This window comes from Pedobacter frigoris, assembly GCF_005116445.1.
GTDB lineage: Bacteria > Bacteroidota > Bacteroidia > Sphingobacteriales > Sphingobacteriaceae > Pedobacter > Pedobacter frigoris.
This window is the reverse complement of the sequence record NZ_SWBQ01000002.1, coordinates 316,176-332,027: the sequence shown is the minus strand read 5'-3', so window position 1 is coordinate 332,027 and position 15,852 is coordinate 316,176. Positions and strand designations below refer to the sequence as shown.

Annotated in this window: 16 protein-coding genes; 6 read left to right on the top strand and 10 right to left on the bottom strand. The window is 40.8% G+C overall.

Annotated features, from left to right (window positions below):
* Positions 1–53 precede the first annotated feature (53 nt).
* Together FA047_RS07865 and FA047_RS07860 are read left to right on the top strand one after the other, a co-directional pair.
* Positions 54–2,138, top strand: a complete 2,085-nt coding sequence (locus FA047_RS07865; RefSeq protein WP_136835434.1) for a hypothetical protein — start codon at positions 54–56, stop codon at positions 2,136–2,138.
* Between the two features lie 6 nt (positions 2,139–2,144).
* The gene (locus tag FA047_RS07860) at positions 2,145–2,756 is read left to right on the top strand and encodes a trimeric intracellular cation channel family protein (RefSeq protein WP_136835433.1); all 612 of its coding nucleotides are present in this window, start codon (positions 2,145–2,147) and stop codon (positions 2,754–2,756) included.
* Here the strand turns inward: FA047_RS07860 and FA047_RS07855 are convergent.
* The 7 genes from FA047_RS07855 to carA all read right to left on the bottom strand — a co-directional run bounded on the left by FA047_RS07855 (position 2,753) and on the right by carA (position 8,765).
* A complete protein-coding gene (locus FA047_RS07855) occupies positions 2,753–3,052 on the bottom strand; it encodes an FtsB family cell division protein (RefSeq protein WP_136835432.1) in 300 nt (99 codons plus the stop codon). The two genes, FA047_RS07860 and FA047_RS07855, sit on opposite strands and share 4 nt — an antisense overlap.
* A 31-nt stretch (positions 3,053–3,083) precedes the next feature.
* Positions 3,084–3,275, bottom strand: coding sequence for a hypothetical protein (locus tag FA047_RS07850; protein ID WP_136835431.1), 192 nt, complete (start codon positions 3,273–3,275; stop codon positions 3,084–3,086).
* Positions 3,276–3,363: 88 nt separating this feature from the next.
* Positions 3,364–4,659: a phosphopyruvate hydratase gene (eno, locus tag FA047_RS07845; RefSeq protein WP_136835430.1), complete on the bottom strand. Its 1,296-nt coding sequence runs from the start codon at positions 4,657–4,659 to the stop codon at positions 3,364–3,366.
* A gap of 146 nt (positions 4,660–4,805) precedes the next feature.
* Positions 4,806–5,498, bottom strand: coding sequence for an aquaporin Z (gene aqpZ / locus FA047_RS07840; protein ID WP_136835429.1), 693 nt, complete (start codon positions 5,496–5,498; stop codon positions 4,806–4,808).
* Between the two features lie 233 nt (positions 5,499–5,731).
* Positions 5,732–6,823 (bottom strand): ABC transporter permease, encoded by a 1,092-nt coding sequence (locus tag FA047_RS07835; protein WP_136835428.1) that lies wholly within the window; start codon positions 6,821–6,823, stop codon positions 5,732–5,734.
* A gap of 14 nt (positions 6,824–6,837) precedes the next feature.
* Complete coding sequence (locus FA047_RS07830; RefSeq protein ID WP_136835427.1) at positions 6,838–7,605, bottom strand: ABC transporter ATP-binding protein; 768 nt, start codon at positions 7,603–7,605, stop codon at positions 6,838–6,840.
* Positions 7,606–7,652: 47 nt separating this feature from the next.
* A complete protein-coding gene (gene carA / locus FA047_RS07825) occupies positions 7,653–8,765 on the bottom strand; it encodes a glutamine-hydrolyzing carbamoyl-phosphate synthase small subunit (protein ID WP_136835426.1) in 1,113 nt (370 codons plus the stop codon).
* Between the two features lie 282 nt (positions 8,766–9,047).
* Between carA and panB the strand changes: the two genes are divergently transcribed.
* Positions 9,048–9,863, top strand: coding sequence for a 3-methyl-2-oxobutanoate hydroxymethyltransferase (gene panB / locus FA047_RS07820; protein WP_136835425.1), 816 nt, complete (start codon positions 9,048–9,050; stop codon positions 9,861–9,863).
* Entirely contained in the window at positions 9,863–10,549 is a 687-nt protein-coding gene (locus tag FA047_RS07815) for an RluA family pseudouridine synthase (RefSeq protein ID WP_136835424.1), read from the top strand. The genes panB and FA047_RS07815 overlap by 1 nt, the downstream gene beginning before the upstream one ends.
* On the opposite strand, the gene FA047_RS07810 is transcribed toward FA047_RS07815, so the two are convergent.
* Complete coding sequence (locus tag FA047_RS07810; protein ID WP_136835423.1) at positions 10,546–11,037, bottom strand: hypothetical protein; 492 nt, start codon at positions 11,035–11,037, stop codon at positions 10,546–10,548. The two genes, FA047_RS07815 and FA047_RS07810, sit on opposite strands and share 4 nt — an antisense overlap.
* Positions 11,038–11,227: 190 nt before the next feature.
* Here FA047_RS07810 and FA047_RS07805 point away from each other — a divergent pair, with 190 nt between their 5' ends.
* Both FA047_RS07805 and FA047_RS07800 read left to right on the top strand, forming a co-directional pair.
* Entirely contained in the window at positions 11,228–12,199 is a 972-nt protein-coding gene (locus FA047_RS07805; protein WP_136835422.1) for a FecR family protein, read from the top strand.
* 169 nt (positions 12,200–12,368) lie between these two features.
* Complete coding sequence (locus FA047_RS07800) at positions 12,369–12,941, top strand: HPP family protein (RefSeq protein WP_136835421.1); 573 nt, start codon at positions 12,369–12,371, stop codon at positions 12,939–12,941.
* Here the strand turns inward: FA047_RS07800 and FA047_RS07795 are convergent, their stop codons facing one another.
* Both FA047_RS07795 and FA047_RS07790 read right to left on the bottom strand, forming a co-directional pair.
* Positions 12,942–13,679 (bottom strand): ThuA domain-containing protein, encoded by a 738-nt coding sequence (locus FA047_RS07795; RefSeq protein WP_136835420.1) that lies wholly within the window; start codon positions 13,677–13,679, stop codon positions 12,942–12,944.
* An 89-nt stretch (positions 13,680–13,768) separates the two neighbouring features.
* The gene (locus FA047_RS07790) at positions 13,769–15,826 is read right to left on the bottom strand and encodes a TonB-dependent receptor (protein ID WP_136835419.1); all 2,058 of its coding nucleotides are present in this window, start codon (positions 15,824–15,826) and stop codon (positions 13,769–13,771) included.
* Between the last annotated feature and the right edge of the window lie 26 nt (positions 15,827–15,852).

Below are 15,852 nucleotides of genomic sequence, written 5' to 3'. Positions count from 1 at the left end.
GAAAAAATGCTTCGCAGTTTATTTTAAAATTTAGCATCTTTACCCAAACACATATGAGCGAATCATTTAATTTATACACTTTACTCACATTAACAGGATGTCTGCTTGCGGGTATTGGGCTTTCCTGGCTGCTGTATCGCAGAAGCGATCATTTGGATAAAAGACTGCGTTACGGACTTGCAGTGTGCAGGGCCATAGTGATTACATTGATTGGCTTTTTGTTGTTTTTTCCACTAGTACGCAATATCTCCTATACGCTTGAAAAACCCATTATCGTCATTGGGCAAGACAATTCCATTTCAGCAGGTAGTATTGTAGCGGCAGGTTTTAATAAGCAGCAGTATGAAAGGGATCTTAAGTCTTTATCAAGCCGGCTTTCTGATAAATACGAGGTGAAAATATACAATTTTAGCGATAGTGTTAAAAGCGGCTTTGATTTTAAAAATGAGGGTAAATTAAGCAATGGGGCGGGATTTATAAACAAGCTGAATGACGAGCTGGTAAATCGTAATGTCGGTGCTATAATCATGGCTTCTGATGGTATTTTTAATCGTGGAGGAAGTCCTTTATATGATCTGAATAAATTAAAGGCACCTGTTTATACCATCGGACTTGGAGACACGGTACCTAAGAAAGACCTAATGCTCTCCAATGTAAATCACAATAATCTGGCTTATCTGGATAATGAATTTACAATTGAGGCACAGATTCAGGCGTTTGAGGCGAAGGGTGCGGAAAGCACAATTTTAGTTGTGGAGAATGGAAAGAGCGTATACACTGATAAGTTTCAGATCACATCAGATGCATTTGCTAAAACCATACCTATAAAACTGAAAGCATCCAAACTCGGACTTCAAAAATATACGATCATGGTAAAGCCCATTGCCAATGAGATTTCTGATCGAAATAATATACAACACATCTTCATTGATGTGATAGATGCCAGGCAAAAGGTATTGATTGCGGCTTCTGCCCCACATCCTGATATTGCCGCTTTAAAGCAGGCCATCATGATGAATAAACATTATGATTTAAAAGTAGTCCTGGGTGATGATCTGAATGCGATTAACCCCAATGACCATGGATTGATCATCATGTATCAACTTCCTTCTTTGCAAAATGACGCATCGGGCTTTATAAATAAAGTCAAAGAAAGCAACGCCCCCTTATGGTACATTTTAGGTGCTCAGAGTAATTTAAATGTCTTTAATCAATTGCAAAACTCCGTAAATTTTAGTGGGAGTAACCAAACTTTGCAGGAAGCTTTTCCAGTAGTTAACCTTAATTTTACAGCATTTAGCCTTGATCCGGCAAACGTAAAGCTGATAGAGGGATTTGATCCTTTGCAGGCACCCTTTGGGCAATTGAACGCACGTGGTGATGCTATTGTCGCCCTAAAACAGCGTGTCGGTAAGATTAAGACAGAATCACCGCAGTTGTTCTTCATGAATGACAATGGTAAAAAAACAGGTTATCTGATTGGTGAAGGATTATGGCGCTGGAAGCTTTCGGAAGCTCAGGAAGAGCAGATTTCAACTGTTTTTAACACGCTGGTCAGCAGCTCGGTGCAATATTTGTCCGTAAAGGACGATAAGAGGAAGTTTAAGGTTTATACTGCAAAAAACACATTTGATGAAAATGAAAGCGTATTAATCAATGCAGTATTGTACAATGACACCTATGTTGCGGTTAATACATCTGATGTCAGTATACAGATTAAAAACGGAGAAGGGAAAGCTTATAATTTTCTTTTTTCAAAGACCGAATCTGCTTATCAACTGGATGCGGGGGCACTGCCAGCCGGCAATTATACATATGTAGCAAGTACGGTCTTGGGAGGGAAAAAATATACCGCGCAAGGTATTTTTTATGTGAATGCGTTGCTGGCAGAATATCAGCAGACCACAGCTAATCACCAGTTGCTAAATACCATGTCGGCAGGGACCAATGGAAAGCTATACATGCCTCAGGATCTGCTTAAAATAGTAAAAGCTATAGAAGGTAATGATCAGATTAAAACGTTGAGTTATGAAGACAGAAAGTACGAAGAGCTGATTAACTTTAAGTGGCTGTTTGTACTCATCATGGTTTTACTGACATTAGAATGGTTTTTTAGAAAGAGAAATGGCGAAATATAAGAGTTTATGCAGATCAGTACGTTAGAAGCCATAGAGATCCTGGGGACTGTTGCTTTTGCAATATCTGGCTCTTTTGCGGCGATGCAAAAGCGTTTGGATCCTTTTGGAGTGTTGATCATTGCCTTTGTGACTTCTATTGGTGGTGGTACTGTCCGGGATTTGCTTTTGGGAGATACGCCGGTAGCCTGGATGAGGGATGTCAATTATTGTTTGCTGATTCTGCTTACTTCTATAGCTACCATCTTTTTCAAAACACATATCAAAAAGTTTAAAGTAACCTTATTTTTATTTGACTCCCTGGGCCTCGGGCTGTTTACTATGCTAGGGATCCAGAAGGGTATTGTTTTTGGACTTAGTCCCGGTATTTGCATCGCATTGGGTACAATTACCGGTTGTTTTGGAGGGATTATACGTGATACTTTGCTGAATACGATTCCGCTGATCTTTAAAAGGGAAGTTTATGCTACTGCGTGTATCCTCGGTGGTGTGCTATACTATGCGCTATTGTACTTTAACCTCAAAGATGATGTTGCCCAGATCGTTGTTATGGCTTTTATTTTTGCTTTAAGGATAGTGGTAGTAAGGTATAAACTTACGCTTCCCAGATTCGGATTTTAATCCTTTGGTGTTTCTTTGATGATTACGAAAACATCTTCATTGTCTTTTTTCATGAAGTATTTTTCGCGAGCAAACTTTTCTGCGGTATTTAAATTGGTGTTCAGTTCGTTGAGGTCTTTCTTAACAGTGGCGATCTCCTTAGTATAAAAATCCTTTTCCTCCTGTAATTTATTGACTTCTGATCGGTACTCATATTGAGCAATTACATCGTTCTTGTCAAAGAATAGCATCCATACCACAAAAGTGGCTACAGAAAGGAAGTATTTATTGCTTATAAGTTCGAGTAAACGATTCATGATAACAAATATAGAAATATCATTTAAGCTTTTATAAAGGTTTGTACAATTGTACAGCAAAAACTAGACTGAATGCAATTGCCGCTATTACACCAACCACAGACAGCGTACTCACTTTATTTCCCTTGAGCCAGCCAGTCAGAACGAACAATAGTGCAAAAGGAGGGAATACGCTCAATAACGAGACGATGCTGCTTATTTCTTCCTTTTTATTCTTTGTCATGCGATTTGATTTAGGTAATGTATATGCAATATAACAAAAAAGTCCTGCAATTGCATGCAAGACTTTTTGTATTTAGTTTAAGCTCAGCTTATTTCCTTGCGTATTTAAAATCTTTACCGATGAAACGTGCAGCAGCACCTAGTTCTTCTTCAATACGTAATAACTGGTTGTATTTTGCAATCCTGTCCGAACGTGAAGCTGAACCGGTTTTGATTTGTCCGCAGTTTAACGCTACAGCCAAATCAGCAATAGTTACATCTTCAGTTTCACCAGAACGGTGAGACATTACAGAAGTATAGCCATTCGTTTGAGCTAAAGTAACCGCGTTGATGGTTTCAGTTAATGAACCGATCTGGTTTACTTTTACAAGGATTGAATTTGCTGTATCTGTATCAATTCCTCTTTGAAGTCTTTTAACGTTGGTAACGAATAAATCATCACCAACCAGTTGAACACGGTCTCCGATTTTTTCAGTTAATAATTTCCAACCATCCCAGTCATCTTCACCCATTCCATCTTCTATGGAGATGATCGGATATTTTTCAGTTAATGAAGCCAGGTAGTCAGCTTGTTCTGCACTTGTACGGATCGCGCCTTTCTCACCCTCAAATTTCGTATAGTCGTATTTTCCGTCTTTGTAGAATTCAGAAGCAGCGCAGTCAAATGCCAAAGCGATTTGCTCACCTGGTTTGTAACCAGCTTTTTCAATAGCTTGAAGGATAGTTTCAACAGCATCTTCAGTACCACCGAAAGTAGGGGCAAAACCACCTTCATCACCTACAGCTGTAGAAAGACCTCTATCATGAAGGATAGCTTTCAGGTTATGGAATACTTCAGTTCCCCATCTCAATGCTTCAGAGAAAGAAGAAGCACCAATCGGCATGATCATGAATTCCTGGAATGCAATAGGGGCATCAGAGTGAGATCCACCGTTTACAATGTTCATCATCGGGATAGGTAAAGTATTGGCATTTACACCACCGATGTAGCGATATAACGGCTGACGGCTTTCCTGAGCAGCTGCTTTAGCTACAGCTAAAGAAACACCAAGGATTGCGTTAGCTCCCAAATTACCTTTATTTTCTGTTCCGTCAAGTTGGATCATTAGGCTATCAATTGCATTTTGTTCGAATACATCAATTCCTTTTAATTCATCAGCGATTTTATCATTTACATTGGCTACAGCTTTTAAAACGCCTTTGCCCATATAAACTTTTTTATCACCATCTCTTAGCTCCACGGCCTCATGCATACCGGTTGAAGCACCAGATGGCACAGCAGCACGGCCAAGAATTCCATTTTCAGTAATTACATCTACTTCAATAGTAGGATTGCCGCGGGAGTCAAGGATCTGCCTTGCACGAACATCAATTATTAAACTCATTTTTATTGGTTTTTATTAGTAAATAAGCCTTAGTGTATAAATTACAATTACTAAGGCAATATCCAAAGTTATAATAAATTTTAAATTATAAACAAAAAAGGCCGTAATTACTTACGACCCTTTAGTTTAATGAATTTTTAATATGATTATGCGGTTTCAGCTTTAGCTGAAAAGATTGCTTTATAAACTAATCCTGCTAATATCGCACCTGCAATTGGCGCTAACCAGAACAGCCATAGTTGGTTTACAGCTTCACCGCCAACGAATATTGCCTGACTGGTACTTCTTGCTGGATTTACAGATGTATTGGTGACAGGTATGCTGATTAGGTGGATTAGTGTCAGTCCTAAGCCTATCGCCAAGCCGGCAAAGCCTTTTGGGGCACGGTCATCTGTAGCACCAAGAATGATTAGTAGGAATATGAAAGTCATCACCACTTCAGTGACCAATGCTGCGGTCATGCTGTATTTGCCCGGAGAGAGGTCGCCATAACCATTGGTTGCAAATCCTCCGATGGAACTTCCATTTCCCGTAGCGATGACATAAAGAACAGCAGCTGCTGCTGTGCCACCCAATACCTGAGAAATGATGTATGGAATCAGGTCTTTGCCCTCAAATCTACCGCCAATCCACAATCCTACAGAAACTGCTGGATTTAAATGTGCACCTGAAATGTGCCCAAGCGCATAAGCGATAGTCACTACCGTCAGGCCAAAAGCAAGGGCTACACCGGCAAAGCCGATTCCTGCACCAGGATAATTACATGCGAGTACGGCACTGCCGCAACCGCCAAGAACTAACCAAAAAGTTCCAATGAACTCTGCTACTAATTTTTTCATTTTCTAAAATGTTTAGAGTTATAGATATTTGTTTAATCAAATTAGACAACAAATGTTCCGTTAGTAGTGAGGGAAGAGCTAGATATTGTGTTGAGGTGATGCGATAATCTTAATGGTCTGATTTATATCATTTTAGCTGGTGATAATATGAATAAATTTATCAAAAAAGTACCCCTACCCCTGATCTTTTAAGAAAGAGGACTATAGGAAAAATTACCCAATAAAAGGAAAGATTATTCCCATTTAAAGACTTTGACTGCTACTGCATAAATGCCGATCCCCCAGATCACCATGATGAGGATCTGCTGTTTTACGTCCCATAATCCTGCACCTTCAAATGCCACTTTTCTCATGGCATCATTTAGGTAGGTCAGGGGTAATGCCCGACTGATCGGCTGCAGCCATGACGGAAAAGCATCAATTGAGAAAAACGTACCTGAAAGCAGAAATTGCGGCAGCGTAATAATATTTGAAATAGGAGGTATAGTACTTTCACTTTTGGCAATGCCCGATACCACGAATCCAAACCCCATAAACACAATCAGGCCTATGACCGAAAGCAACAACATATTTAATACTGTGACTATGCCGTGTATGAGTGTAAAATGAAAGAAGAAGTGGCCTACGAGTATGATGAACACGGCACCCAATAAAGCAAAGCCTATTCTTGCCAATCCTTCACCAAATACAATACTTGATCTCCGGACAGGTGTTGCAAAAAAGCGTTTGATCACCAGATTCTGACGAAGACCAAAGAATACAAAGGCAGTTCCGAATACTCCTGTGCTCAAAAGAGAAAACCCCAGTTGTCCCGGCAGAATAAAATCAATCGTCCGGTATATCCGGCCTTGAATCGTACTCTCTTGTAGTTTAGCAATAGCCGGTTCCGTATTTTGAGTATTTAAAGTATAGAGCAAACTACTCATAACAGATTTAAAAATGCTCCCTTTGTCGATAGAAGCCGAGGTGTATTGAACGTTTGCCAGATAAGCCGGAATACCTGCTTTGTTTTTTTGCACAGTGATAACGGCATCAATCGTTCCTTTTTCAAGGCCTCTCTTGATTTCCTGAGGGTCCTTATCAATAAGCAGGTGAACCACACTATGGTGTTCCAGTGCATTGATTACAGGGTTTTCCAAATCAGATCCCGGACTTACGGCAACGTCTACTTTTATACCGCCACCACCTAAAAATCCAAAAACAAGGATGAATATTAAAGGAAATGCGAGGGTGAAAACAACGGCTGAAGGGCTGCGCATAATGGAACGGAAACTTGCTTTTGCAAGTGCCAGCGTAGCTTTGGTATGGTTATATGGTTTACTCATGTTTTTGCTGTTGATTATCCTTCACGCCATTCTTTGCCCGTAAGGTTGATGAAAACATCTTCCAGGTTGGCCTTTTTAACTTCTTTTTTACGCTCAAAACCAGTACTCACCAGTTTATCGATAAGGTTATCCGGTGTGTCAAGTGCAATGATTTCACCCCGCTCTACGAAAGCTACACGATCGCATAACTGTTCAGCTTCATCCATGTAATGCGTAGTAATCACCACCGTAGTACCATTGTTTCTGATGTCGATGATTAAATCCCAAAGGTTACGGCGGGCCTGAGGATCAAGACCTGTAGTAGGCTCATCCAGAAAGATAATTTTAGGAGAATTGATTAATGTAGTTGCTATCGAAAAGCGTTGTTTTTGTCCGCCGGATAGCGCTTTGTATTTTACCTTTGCCTTGTCCTGAAGATTTACCTTCTCCAGCATGTCCATTGGTTTGATGTCTACCCCGTATAAACCTGAGAAGAGTTCCATGAGTTCAACAAGATTTAGGTTTGGATAATAGCCCGCGGCCTGCAGTTGTACACCGATGATCCTTTTGATTTTAATGGAATCTTTATCTACTGAAAACCCGTCGACAGTAATTTCTCCTGAAGTTTTTTCCCGAAGCGTTTCTATAATTTCAAGGGTAGTCGTTTTTCCTGCACCATTTGGTCCCAGAAGGCCAAATATTTCATTTTCATAAACATCAAAGCTGATGCCTTGAACTGCAGTGAAATCGTCATATTTTTTTACCAGGTTTTTTACACTGATAATGGTATTTGTTTTATCCATGTTATAAAATGTAAAAAGGTTTAGTCTGAAAGACTAAACCTTTTGTTTTACCAGGCTAGTTCGCCTTTTATCATATTGATGAAATCATCAAACAGGTAACGTGAATCGTGCGGGCCAGGTGAAGATTCCGGGTGATATTGCACCGAGAATGCTTTCTTTCCTTTTACGCGGATACCTTCAATCGACTGGTCATTTAAATTGATGTGCGTGATCTCTACTTTGTCAGAACTTCTCACTTCTTCCGGAATTACACCAAAACCGTGATTTTGGGAAGTTACCTCGCAGTGATTTTTGATGATGTTCTTTACAGGATGGTTTAGACCCCTGTGCCCGTTGAACATTTTCATCGTTCCGATACCATTCGCTTCTGCCAGTAACTGATGTCCTAAACAGATACCAAATAGTGGTTTGTCGGCAGCCAGTACATTTTTAACAGTTTCAATTGCATAAGGCATTGCCGAAGGGTCACCAGGGCCATTCGAAATAAAATAACCATCCGCACCCCATTTGTCCATTTCTTCGAAAGAAGTCTTGGCCGGGAAAACCTGTACATATATATCCCTGTCTGCAAAGTTGCGCAGGATGTTTTTCTTGATTCCTAAGTCAAGCGCTGCAATTTTATAGGTTGCATCAGGAGAACCATAAAAATAAGGAGTTTTAGTAGAAACCTGTGAAGACAGCTCCAAGCCATCCATTGAAGGAACTTCAGCCAATTTCTGTTTCAATTCATCCAGATTAATGATTTCTGAAGAAATGATGGCATTCATCGCACCTTTATGTCTGATGTGACGTACCAGTGCACGTGTATCAATATCAGAAATACCTACAATGTTCTCATTCTGGAAATAATCCTGGATAGATTCAGAAGCCTCTTTACGGCTAAAACCGATATTGTAATTTTTACAAACCAAGCCTGCAATTTTAATGCTGTCAGATTCGATTTCCTCCCTGTGGATACCATAATTTCCAATGTGGGCATTGGTAGTTACCATGATCTGTCCGAAATAAGAAGGGTCAGTAAAGATTTCCTGATATCCCGTCATTCCTGTATTGAAACAGATCTCGCCGGTTGTGGTGCCAATTTTTCCGGCTGCTTTACCATAATAAACGGTGCCATCAGCCAGTAACAAGATTGCAGGTAACTTGATGTAATTAGTCATGTAAGTGATTATGAGAAATTATTGTTGTAAAAAAAGGAAAAAATGAGGGTTTTGTTACAGCTTTAACGCTGTTTTTGCAATTAACAAATGTGCTGTTAAGTAACTCCTTCATTTCGGAGTACAAAGGTACGTTTTTGATGCTTTTATATCAAGAGGTTTTTTCATTTGCTTTTCTTTTATAATGAAGCCCTCCTGATGAAAATTCCTTTAATGTCACAAAAACAATAAAACTCACCAAGTTTCAGATGTAAAAACTAATTTTGTCATACAAAACTAGAAACCATGTCTGTAAATAAAGAAGTCAAAAGGATCACTACACACATACTTCAGGAAATGAAACACCGTGGAGAAAAAATCGCGATGCTCACAGCCTACGATTATTCCATGGCAACCATTCTTGATGATGCAGGTCTTGACGTATTATTGGTTGGCGATTCAGCTTCAAATGTAATGGCAGGACACGAAACTACACTTCCAATCACCCTTGATCAGATGATTTATCATGCCCAAAGCGTAGTAAGGGGTGCTAAACGTGCATTTGTGGTAGTAGATCTTCCTTTCGGAAGTTATCAGGGCAATTCTAAAGAAGCACTAAATTCTGCCATTCGCATCATGAAAGAGTCAGGTGCCCATGGTGTAAAACTTGAAGGAGGAACCGAAGTAGTAGAATCAGTTTTACGTATTATAACAGCAGGAATACCAGTGATGGGACATTTAGGACTTACACCTCAATCCATTTATAAGTTTGGTACTTATACCGTAAGGGCCAAGGACGAGGTGGAGGCTGAAAAGCTAAAAACAGATGCGCTTGCACTACAGGAAGCAGGTTGTTTTGCTATTGTGCTCGAAAAAATACCCGCAAAACTGGCTAAGGAAGTTTCCGAAAGCCTGCACATTCCGGTAATAGGCATAGGTGCCGGGCAAGACTGTGACGGACAGGTGCTTGTTGTAAATGATATGATTGGACTAACTAAAGGCTTTAAACCACGTTTCCTCCGTCAGTACGTAAATTTATACGATGGTATATTAGATGCTGCTCAATCCTATATTAAAGATGTCAAGGCAAAGGATTTCCCTAACGAAAAGGAACAGTATTAATGCCGGTAACTGATAAAGACGTATTATATGAAGACAATCACCTCATTGCGGTTAAAAAACGCGCGGGTGACATTGTACAGATAGATGAAACAGGAGACGAACCTCTGGACGAACAGGTAAAAAAATACCTTGCCATTAAATATAATAAACCGAACAGTGCATTCTTGGGTGTTGTTCACCGTCTCGACCGGCCCGTAAGCGGAGTAATTCTTTTCGCTAAAACCAGCAAGGCACTGGAACGTATGAATGCAGTGTTTAAAAACAGAGAGGTAAAAAAGACCTATTGGGCGGTCGTGCGAAACAAACCGGCTAAACCATCAGGAACACTCATACACTGGCTGATAAAGAATCCACAGAAAAATGTAGTTACGCCTTACAATACAGAAGTACCGGGTAGTCAGCGGTGTGAATTGAGCTACAAGTTAATCGGCGAACTCGATGGTTATTACCTCATTGAAGTTGATCCCCTGACAGGACGCTCACACCAGATCAGGGTACAACTGTCAACCATGGGTTGCCCTATTGTAGGCGATAACAAATACGGCTATCCAAGAGGAAGTAGAAAAGGCAGCATTTGTCTGCATGCACGTAGGTTGCAATTCATTCATCCTGTAAAGAAAGAACCGGTAAATATTTTTGCGAAATTACCGGGTGATGGTTTTTGGGAGAAGTTTGAAAATTTCTAGTTACACGGTACTTTAGATAATACAACAGCATCGCCAAATTTAAGTTGTGACCTGTCCGTAAATACCACTTTGCCGACTTTTTCTGTTGTATGACCAAAGCCTTCATAGAGCTTTCCATCTTTTCTGATAAAGACGACATCCCTTACCGACCTCATGCCTTCCGCGTCAAACAGATATTCAGCAATGATGGTATCACCTTTCAGTTCCCCGGCAAAAGTGCAGGAGTTCCTGTCCTTTTCAAACCATTTATAATTGAGGTCTCCCGTCAGCTCTTCTCCTTCAATGTTCAATGTCATTGATACCGTATCTTTATTCTTAACGAACTGATAGCACTCTGTATTTTTTTTGATTACAGGAATTGTAGCGGTGAAAGTAGTGTCTTCAGCTATCATCTCCGTAGTGTCGCTTACAGCCGGACTCCTGTTCTCATTATTACAGGATATGATGAAGAAAGCAATAAGTGCAATTAATAAGGTTGATGGCTTCATATATTTCTGTTTTTAATTAAAAGTAACAAACTGAAAAACTTATTGTTTTGATTTTCAGCCTGGGGTCAAAATAGCGGTCCCAATCCTATCGCTTTGTGCAATTATTCTGCTTAATTCACAAATTATGTATAATATTGAATGGACGATTTCTTAAATTAGGGGATAATTATTGATATAATAGGAGTTTTAAATGGAGAAACAACACAATGTAATTCCTTTCTATAAAACCCGGGCATTTATTTACCTGACAGCAGCGTGCATTGCTTTAATGGTGGCCGGTCTGGCTACACTCTTCTACAATTACCCCGGGGTAAAGTTTAAAAATTTTACTGTGGAACTGCAGGAAGAGGACATTGCACCTGGAGGAAATAAGGCAACTTTGACATTGGCCGACGGAAAAGTAATCACATTGAATGAAGCTGCTGATGGTGAACTGGTCAATGAGTCAGGAATCGTCATACGTAAAACAGGGAATGGGCAGGTTGTTTATGAGGTGACAGGTAACAACGGGTCTCAAAAAAGGCCAGTTTATAATACCATTTCTACTCCTAAAGGAGGAACTTATCAGATCGTATTGCCGGATGGTACCAGGGTATGGCTGAACGCCGCTTCAACGCTAAAATTTCCCTCTACTTTTGCTAATTTGATGAATAGAAAAGTAGAATTGAGCGGCGAAGCCTACTTTGAGGCTGCAAAAGATAAAGATCATCCTTTCATAGTTAAAAGCCATGATCAGGAAGTAAAGGTTCTTGGAACACATTTCAACATCAGCAGCTATACTGATGAAACCCAAACAAAGACAACGCTGCTGGAAGGAAAGATAGAGGTTGTGTCAGGTGGTAAAACAGCATTACTCAAGCCAGGGCAGCAATCGACAGTCCAGGCAACCCGAGCAATTAATTTAGCAAATGCTGATGTCGAGGCTGAAATGGCCTGGAAGAACGGACTTTTCATATTTGATGATGAACCGTTGGAAAGCATTATGAGAAAAATTTCGAGGTGGTATGATGTAGAAGTCGTTTATCAGGATATAGATAAAAATAGACTTTTTGGAGGAAGTGTATCGCGTTTCGATCATGTGTCCAAGGTTTTGAGGCAACTGGAGTTGACTGGTAGAGTGCACTTTAAAATTGAAGAGGGGAAAATCATTATTACGAAATAGCCGTTATTTGATATCTCAGGATAAATAAAAAAAGCGGGAATGATCATACCGACCACTCCCGCTTATCTAAATTAACGCTCTCGTAATATAATACGCTCAGGCAATTGGAATATTGTATGGTGCTTGAAATATTTTTTAATCCTTACTTTTGCGGCAACAATAGAGTCGAATGCCTGGAAAGAGAATTAGAAAACACTACCGCAGGGCCAGGTATGTATTGTACCGTGAAACCCTGATTGATACCAAGGAACATATCCTTACATTTATAGGTTCTTTTGTAGGAATTGGTCTCATAGGCTTGCTAAACAGCCAATACCTGGTGGCCAATGACAACCTGTTTTTAATTGGCTCCTTTGGTGCATCTTCAGTATTGATCTATGGAATTCCCAATAGTCCACTGGCACAGCCCCGCAATTTAATAGGCGGGCATGTGATTTCAGCTATTATCGGCGTTACAGTCCTGAAACTTTGTCCATCCGAACTTTGGCTTGCCTGCGCTTTGGCTGTATCCTTGTCGATTGTTGCTATGCAAATCACAAAAACTTTGCACCCGCCCGGTGGTGCTACAGCTTTAATAGCAGTTACAGGGGGAGCAAAGATCAAGGCTATGGGTTACCTATATGTGTTATCACCAGTGCTTTCCGGGGTGCTGATTTTATTCGTAGTTGCAGTGATCTTTAACAATCAAAGACACAGAAAATACCCGACAAAACCGCTGTTTAAGAGTAGAAGAATTAAATAACTATTCCATTTTTTTAACACCCATGGCATATTGGATGCCGCCAAGAATGTGCTTTAAAAACAAGGGATCTGTATAAGATTCTTCCACGTGTCCAAGTGCGGTGTAGAATGACCGGCCGCCGTCAAAATCCCGGTACCAGGCTACAGGATGTTCTGTGCCATTGATTCCACCCTTGTAACTTTTTTCATCCAGGTTGATCAATACTTTTAACCCTTTCTGAATGTCTTTAAAGTTGTACCATTCATCTTTTCTTTTCCATATAGCCGGAAGGTGTTTTGTAGCAATGGTCTTATTGTTTAGCACCTGAAGTTCTGCTATCTGTTGAGCAGGGTGGCTGGCAAAGTATGCGCCAGCTAACTTTCCATACCAGGTCCAGTCGTATTCTGTGTCCGTTGCTGCATGAATCCCTGCATAACCACCACCCGCACGTATATAATCTTCAAAGGCTTTTTGTTGCTCATTATTAAAGATGTCGCCAGTAGTACTCAAAAAAACAACTGCGGCATATTTTTTAAGATTCTTTGCGGTGATCAGTTCAGAATTTTTAGTGGTATCTACATCAAAATTATTTTCTAATCCTAGTTTTTGAATTGCAGCAATCCCTTCATCGATGGACGAGTGATGGAAGCCGGCAGTTTTAGAAAATACCAATATCCGTTTCTTTTTTGCAGAAACCGGGTTGCTGAAAGATAACAGACAAACTACTGCCAGCATGAAAAGGGTTAAGTATCTATACATTGTGTGTTGTTTTGTAAGGCAAGTTAGTAAATAAATTTCAGGAGAGAAATAGGACGAGTCACCAAGAGATGTTGCGTATATACAACGAGTCACAGTTTAACCTCCAGTCCTGCATAATAATTCCTGACCGGCGCCGCGTTGAAATACCTTCCACCAAAGGCGTTTAGGTCATTTCCAAGGCTGTATTTTTGATTCAGGAGATTATCTGCAGCTGCAAAGACTGCAATATTTGCTTTCCCAATCCTCAAGGCTCTAAGTCCTATTTTTGCTTGTAGCACGTGATAGGCTTTTGCATACATGGAATTGGCATCGTTGAGTGGAATACTGGAAGTATAATTGTGCTGCAGGAACAGATAGAATTTTTTAGGCAATTCAAGATCTATATTACTCACCAGGGTAGTCTTTGGTACACCTGTAAGTTCATTGCCGGAAAAATCATCCGTAACGTTCAGGTAGTCTCGAAACCTGAAATGACTGAGGGTATAGGCGGTTCCAAGTTGCAAACCCCTGAGCATTCCAGAAGCCTTAGATGGGATGAGGGAGATAGACAGGGAGCTTTCCACTCCCAGTTGTTTAGTTCCTCCGGCGTTGATGAAATATTCCGTGTTATTCTCGTTCAGACGCCGCACGATGGCATTTTTTAGTTGATAAGAAAAGCCTGTAAGGTCGAAAAATACCCTGTTGTTTTGGCTTTGAATTCTAAAGCCAGCCTCATAATTCCAGCCATGTTCCGGTTTCAGATCTATGTTGATGACATTGTCAGAAGCCCTTACTTCACTTAAGGTAGGCGGAGAGTATCCTTTGCTCAATGAAGCACGAAGGGAAAGCTGTTTGCCAATTAAATAGGAAACTGCTGCTCTTGGCATGAGCTGTAAATCAAATTTATTGGTCTTGTAAGGAATGGCCATAGGTGCAATGCTTCGATATCCATATTGATAAAGATTGGCGCTGGCTGATAATTCAATGAGTAACCGATCAAAGAAATCTGCACTGAGATGAACAAAGGCAAAGTTTGAAGCGGCCGTTAAATCGTCTGAGGCCTGGTTGGTAGTGTATTTCCCTTTGTCGTTGTTGTAGTTGTCAAAATTGGTGGAAGTTTGCGTGCTTTCGAGTCCAAGGTTGAACTTCCAGTTTGCAGCCCTGCTTTTCTGCACATATTCCAGGTAGGATCTCAATCCCAGTGTAAACTCATCTCTCTTCTCATAATTGCTGATGAATGGGTTCTTGAAATTGGTATAGGAAGTGAATGCGGCTAGTACATGTCTGAAATGTTTACCGATCTGCCAATCATGAGAAACCCCTCCATATAAAGTTTTGCTGTAGATTCCTGCCTGCTGTTCAATGGCACTTTTTGAGGTGCCAGCTGCGGGCCGGGATGCTTCGGGATTTAAATCGTATTGCGCCGCTGTTAACCCCCCGGGCGTGTTGTAGTGGAGATCGGAATAAAAGATTAGAGATTTTAAACTTGCATTGGAAGCATAACCTATGTTCTGAAGAATCTGGAAGTACTTTCTGTCCATGGCACTGTGGTCGCGGTAGCCATCACTTTGCTGGTAAGCCTGGGTGATGCTTAATCCGTAATTGCGCGACTGGTGCTGCAGGTTGGCATCTTCACGAAAGGAGCCAAAAGAACCTGCTTCAGTTTTTAATCCTACAGAGGTACTGTCAATTGTCGGTTCCTTTGGATTGATGAGTACCACACCTCCGGAATTAGCTCCGAAAATATTGCCATGCGGCCCCTTAAGTATTTGTATCTGTGCTGTGCCGGCTACATCAAGTGCATTAAGGTAAGTATTGCCTCCGGCATCTGTAAGGGGAAAATCATCGAGGTAGATTTTTACATTTCTGACTCCAAATGGAGATCTTAATAAACTGCCGCGTATGGAAAGCCGATAGCTGCCCGGTGAACGTTCCTCCATGCGAACGCCAGATATTGTATTGATGGCGCCGACAAAGGAAGTAGATGGCTGTTTGTTTAGCGCTTCCTGGTTGAGGACTCCGATAGAGCCGGTAGCCCGCAGGAGGGGTTGACTGCTGAAATAAGGTTTGATGACCACCTCATCCAGTTTTCGGGTGCTGTCAGGTTTGGTCTGCGCCAGACTTATTGACGCGGTAAGTATAAGGCTGGCGGTTAAAAATGATCTCATCTCTAACAAATCTAGAACTTACCCCG

Coding starts and splice junctions, on each gene's coding strand:
- FA047_RS07855 (WP_136835432.1), bottom strand. CDS start 3,052: ATGAATCGTTTACTCGAACTTATAAGCAATAAATACTTCCTTTCTGTA.
- eno (WP_136835430.1), bottom strand. CDS start 4,659: ATGAGTTTAATAATTGATGTTCGTGCAAGGCAGATCCTTGACTCCCGC.
- FA047_RS07860 (WP_136835433.1), top strand. CDS start 2,145: ATGCAGATCAGTACGTTAGAAGCCATAGAGATCCTGGGGACTGTTGCT.
- FA047_RS07815 (WP_136835424.1), top strand. CDS start 9,863: ATGCCGGTAACTGATAAAGACGTATTATATGAAGACAATCACCTCATT.
- carA (WP_136835426.1), bottom strand. CDS start 8,765: ATGACTAATTACATCAAGTTACCTGCAATCTTGTTACTGGCTGATGGC.
- panB (WP_136835425.1), top strand. CDS start 9,048: ATGTCTGTAAATAAAGAAGTCAAAAGGATCACTACACACATACTTCAG.
- FA047_RS07850 (WP_136835431.1), bottom strand. CDS start 3,275: ATGACAAAGAATAAAAAGGAAGAAATAAGCAGCATCGTCTCGTTATTG.
- FA047_RS07795 (WP_136835420.1), bottom strand. CDS start 13,679: ATGTATAGATACTTAACCCTTTTCATGCTGGCAGTAGTTTGTCTGTTA.
- FA047_RS07810 (WP_136835423.1), bottom strand. CDS start 11,037: ATGAAGCCATCAACCTTATTAATTGCACTTATTGCTTTCTTCATCATA.
- aqpZ (WP_136835429.1), bottom strand. CDS start 5,498: ATGAAAAAATTAGTAGCAGAGTTCATTGGAACTTTTTGGTTAGTTCTT.
- FA047_RS07835 (WP_136835428.1), bottom strand. CDS start 6,823: ATGAGTAAACCATATAACCATACCAAAGCTACGCTGGCACTTGCAAAA.
- FA047_RS07800 (WP_136835421.1), top strand. CDS start 12,369: ATGCCTGGAAAGAGAATTAGAAAACACTACCGCAGGGCCAGGTATGTA.
- FA047_RS07805 (WP_136835422.1), top strand. CDS start 11,228: ATGGAGAAACAACACAATGTAATTCCTTTCTATAAAACCCGGGCATTT.
- FA047_RS07865 (WP_136835434.1), top strand. CDS start 54: ATGAGCGAATCATTTAATTTATACACTTTACTCACATTAACAGGATGT.
- FA047_RS07830 (WP_136835427.1), bottom strand. CDS start 7,605: ATGGATAAAACAAATACCATTATCAGTGTAAAAAACCTGGTAAAAAAA.
- FA047_RS07790 (WP_136835419.1), bottom strand. CDS start 15,826: ATGAGATCATTTTTAACCGCCAGCCTTATACTTACCGCGTCAATAAGT.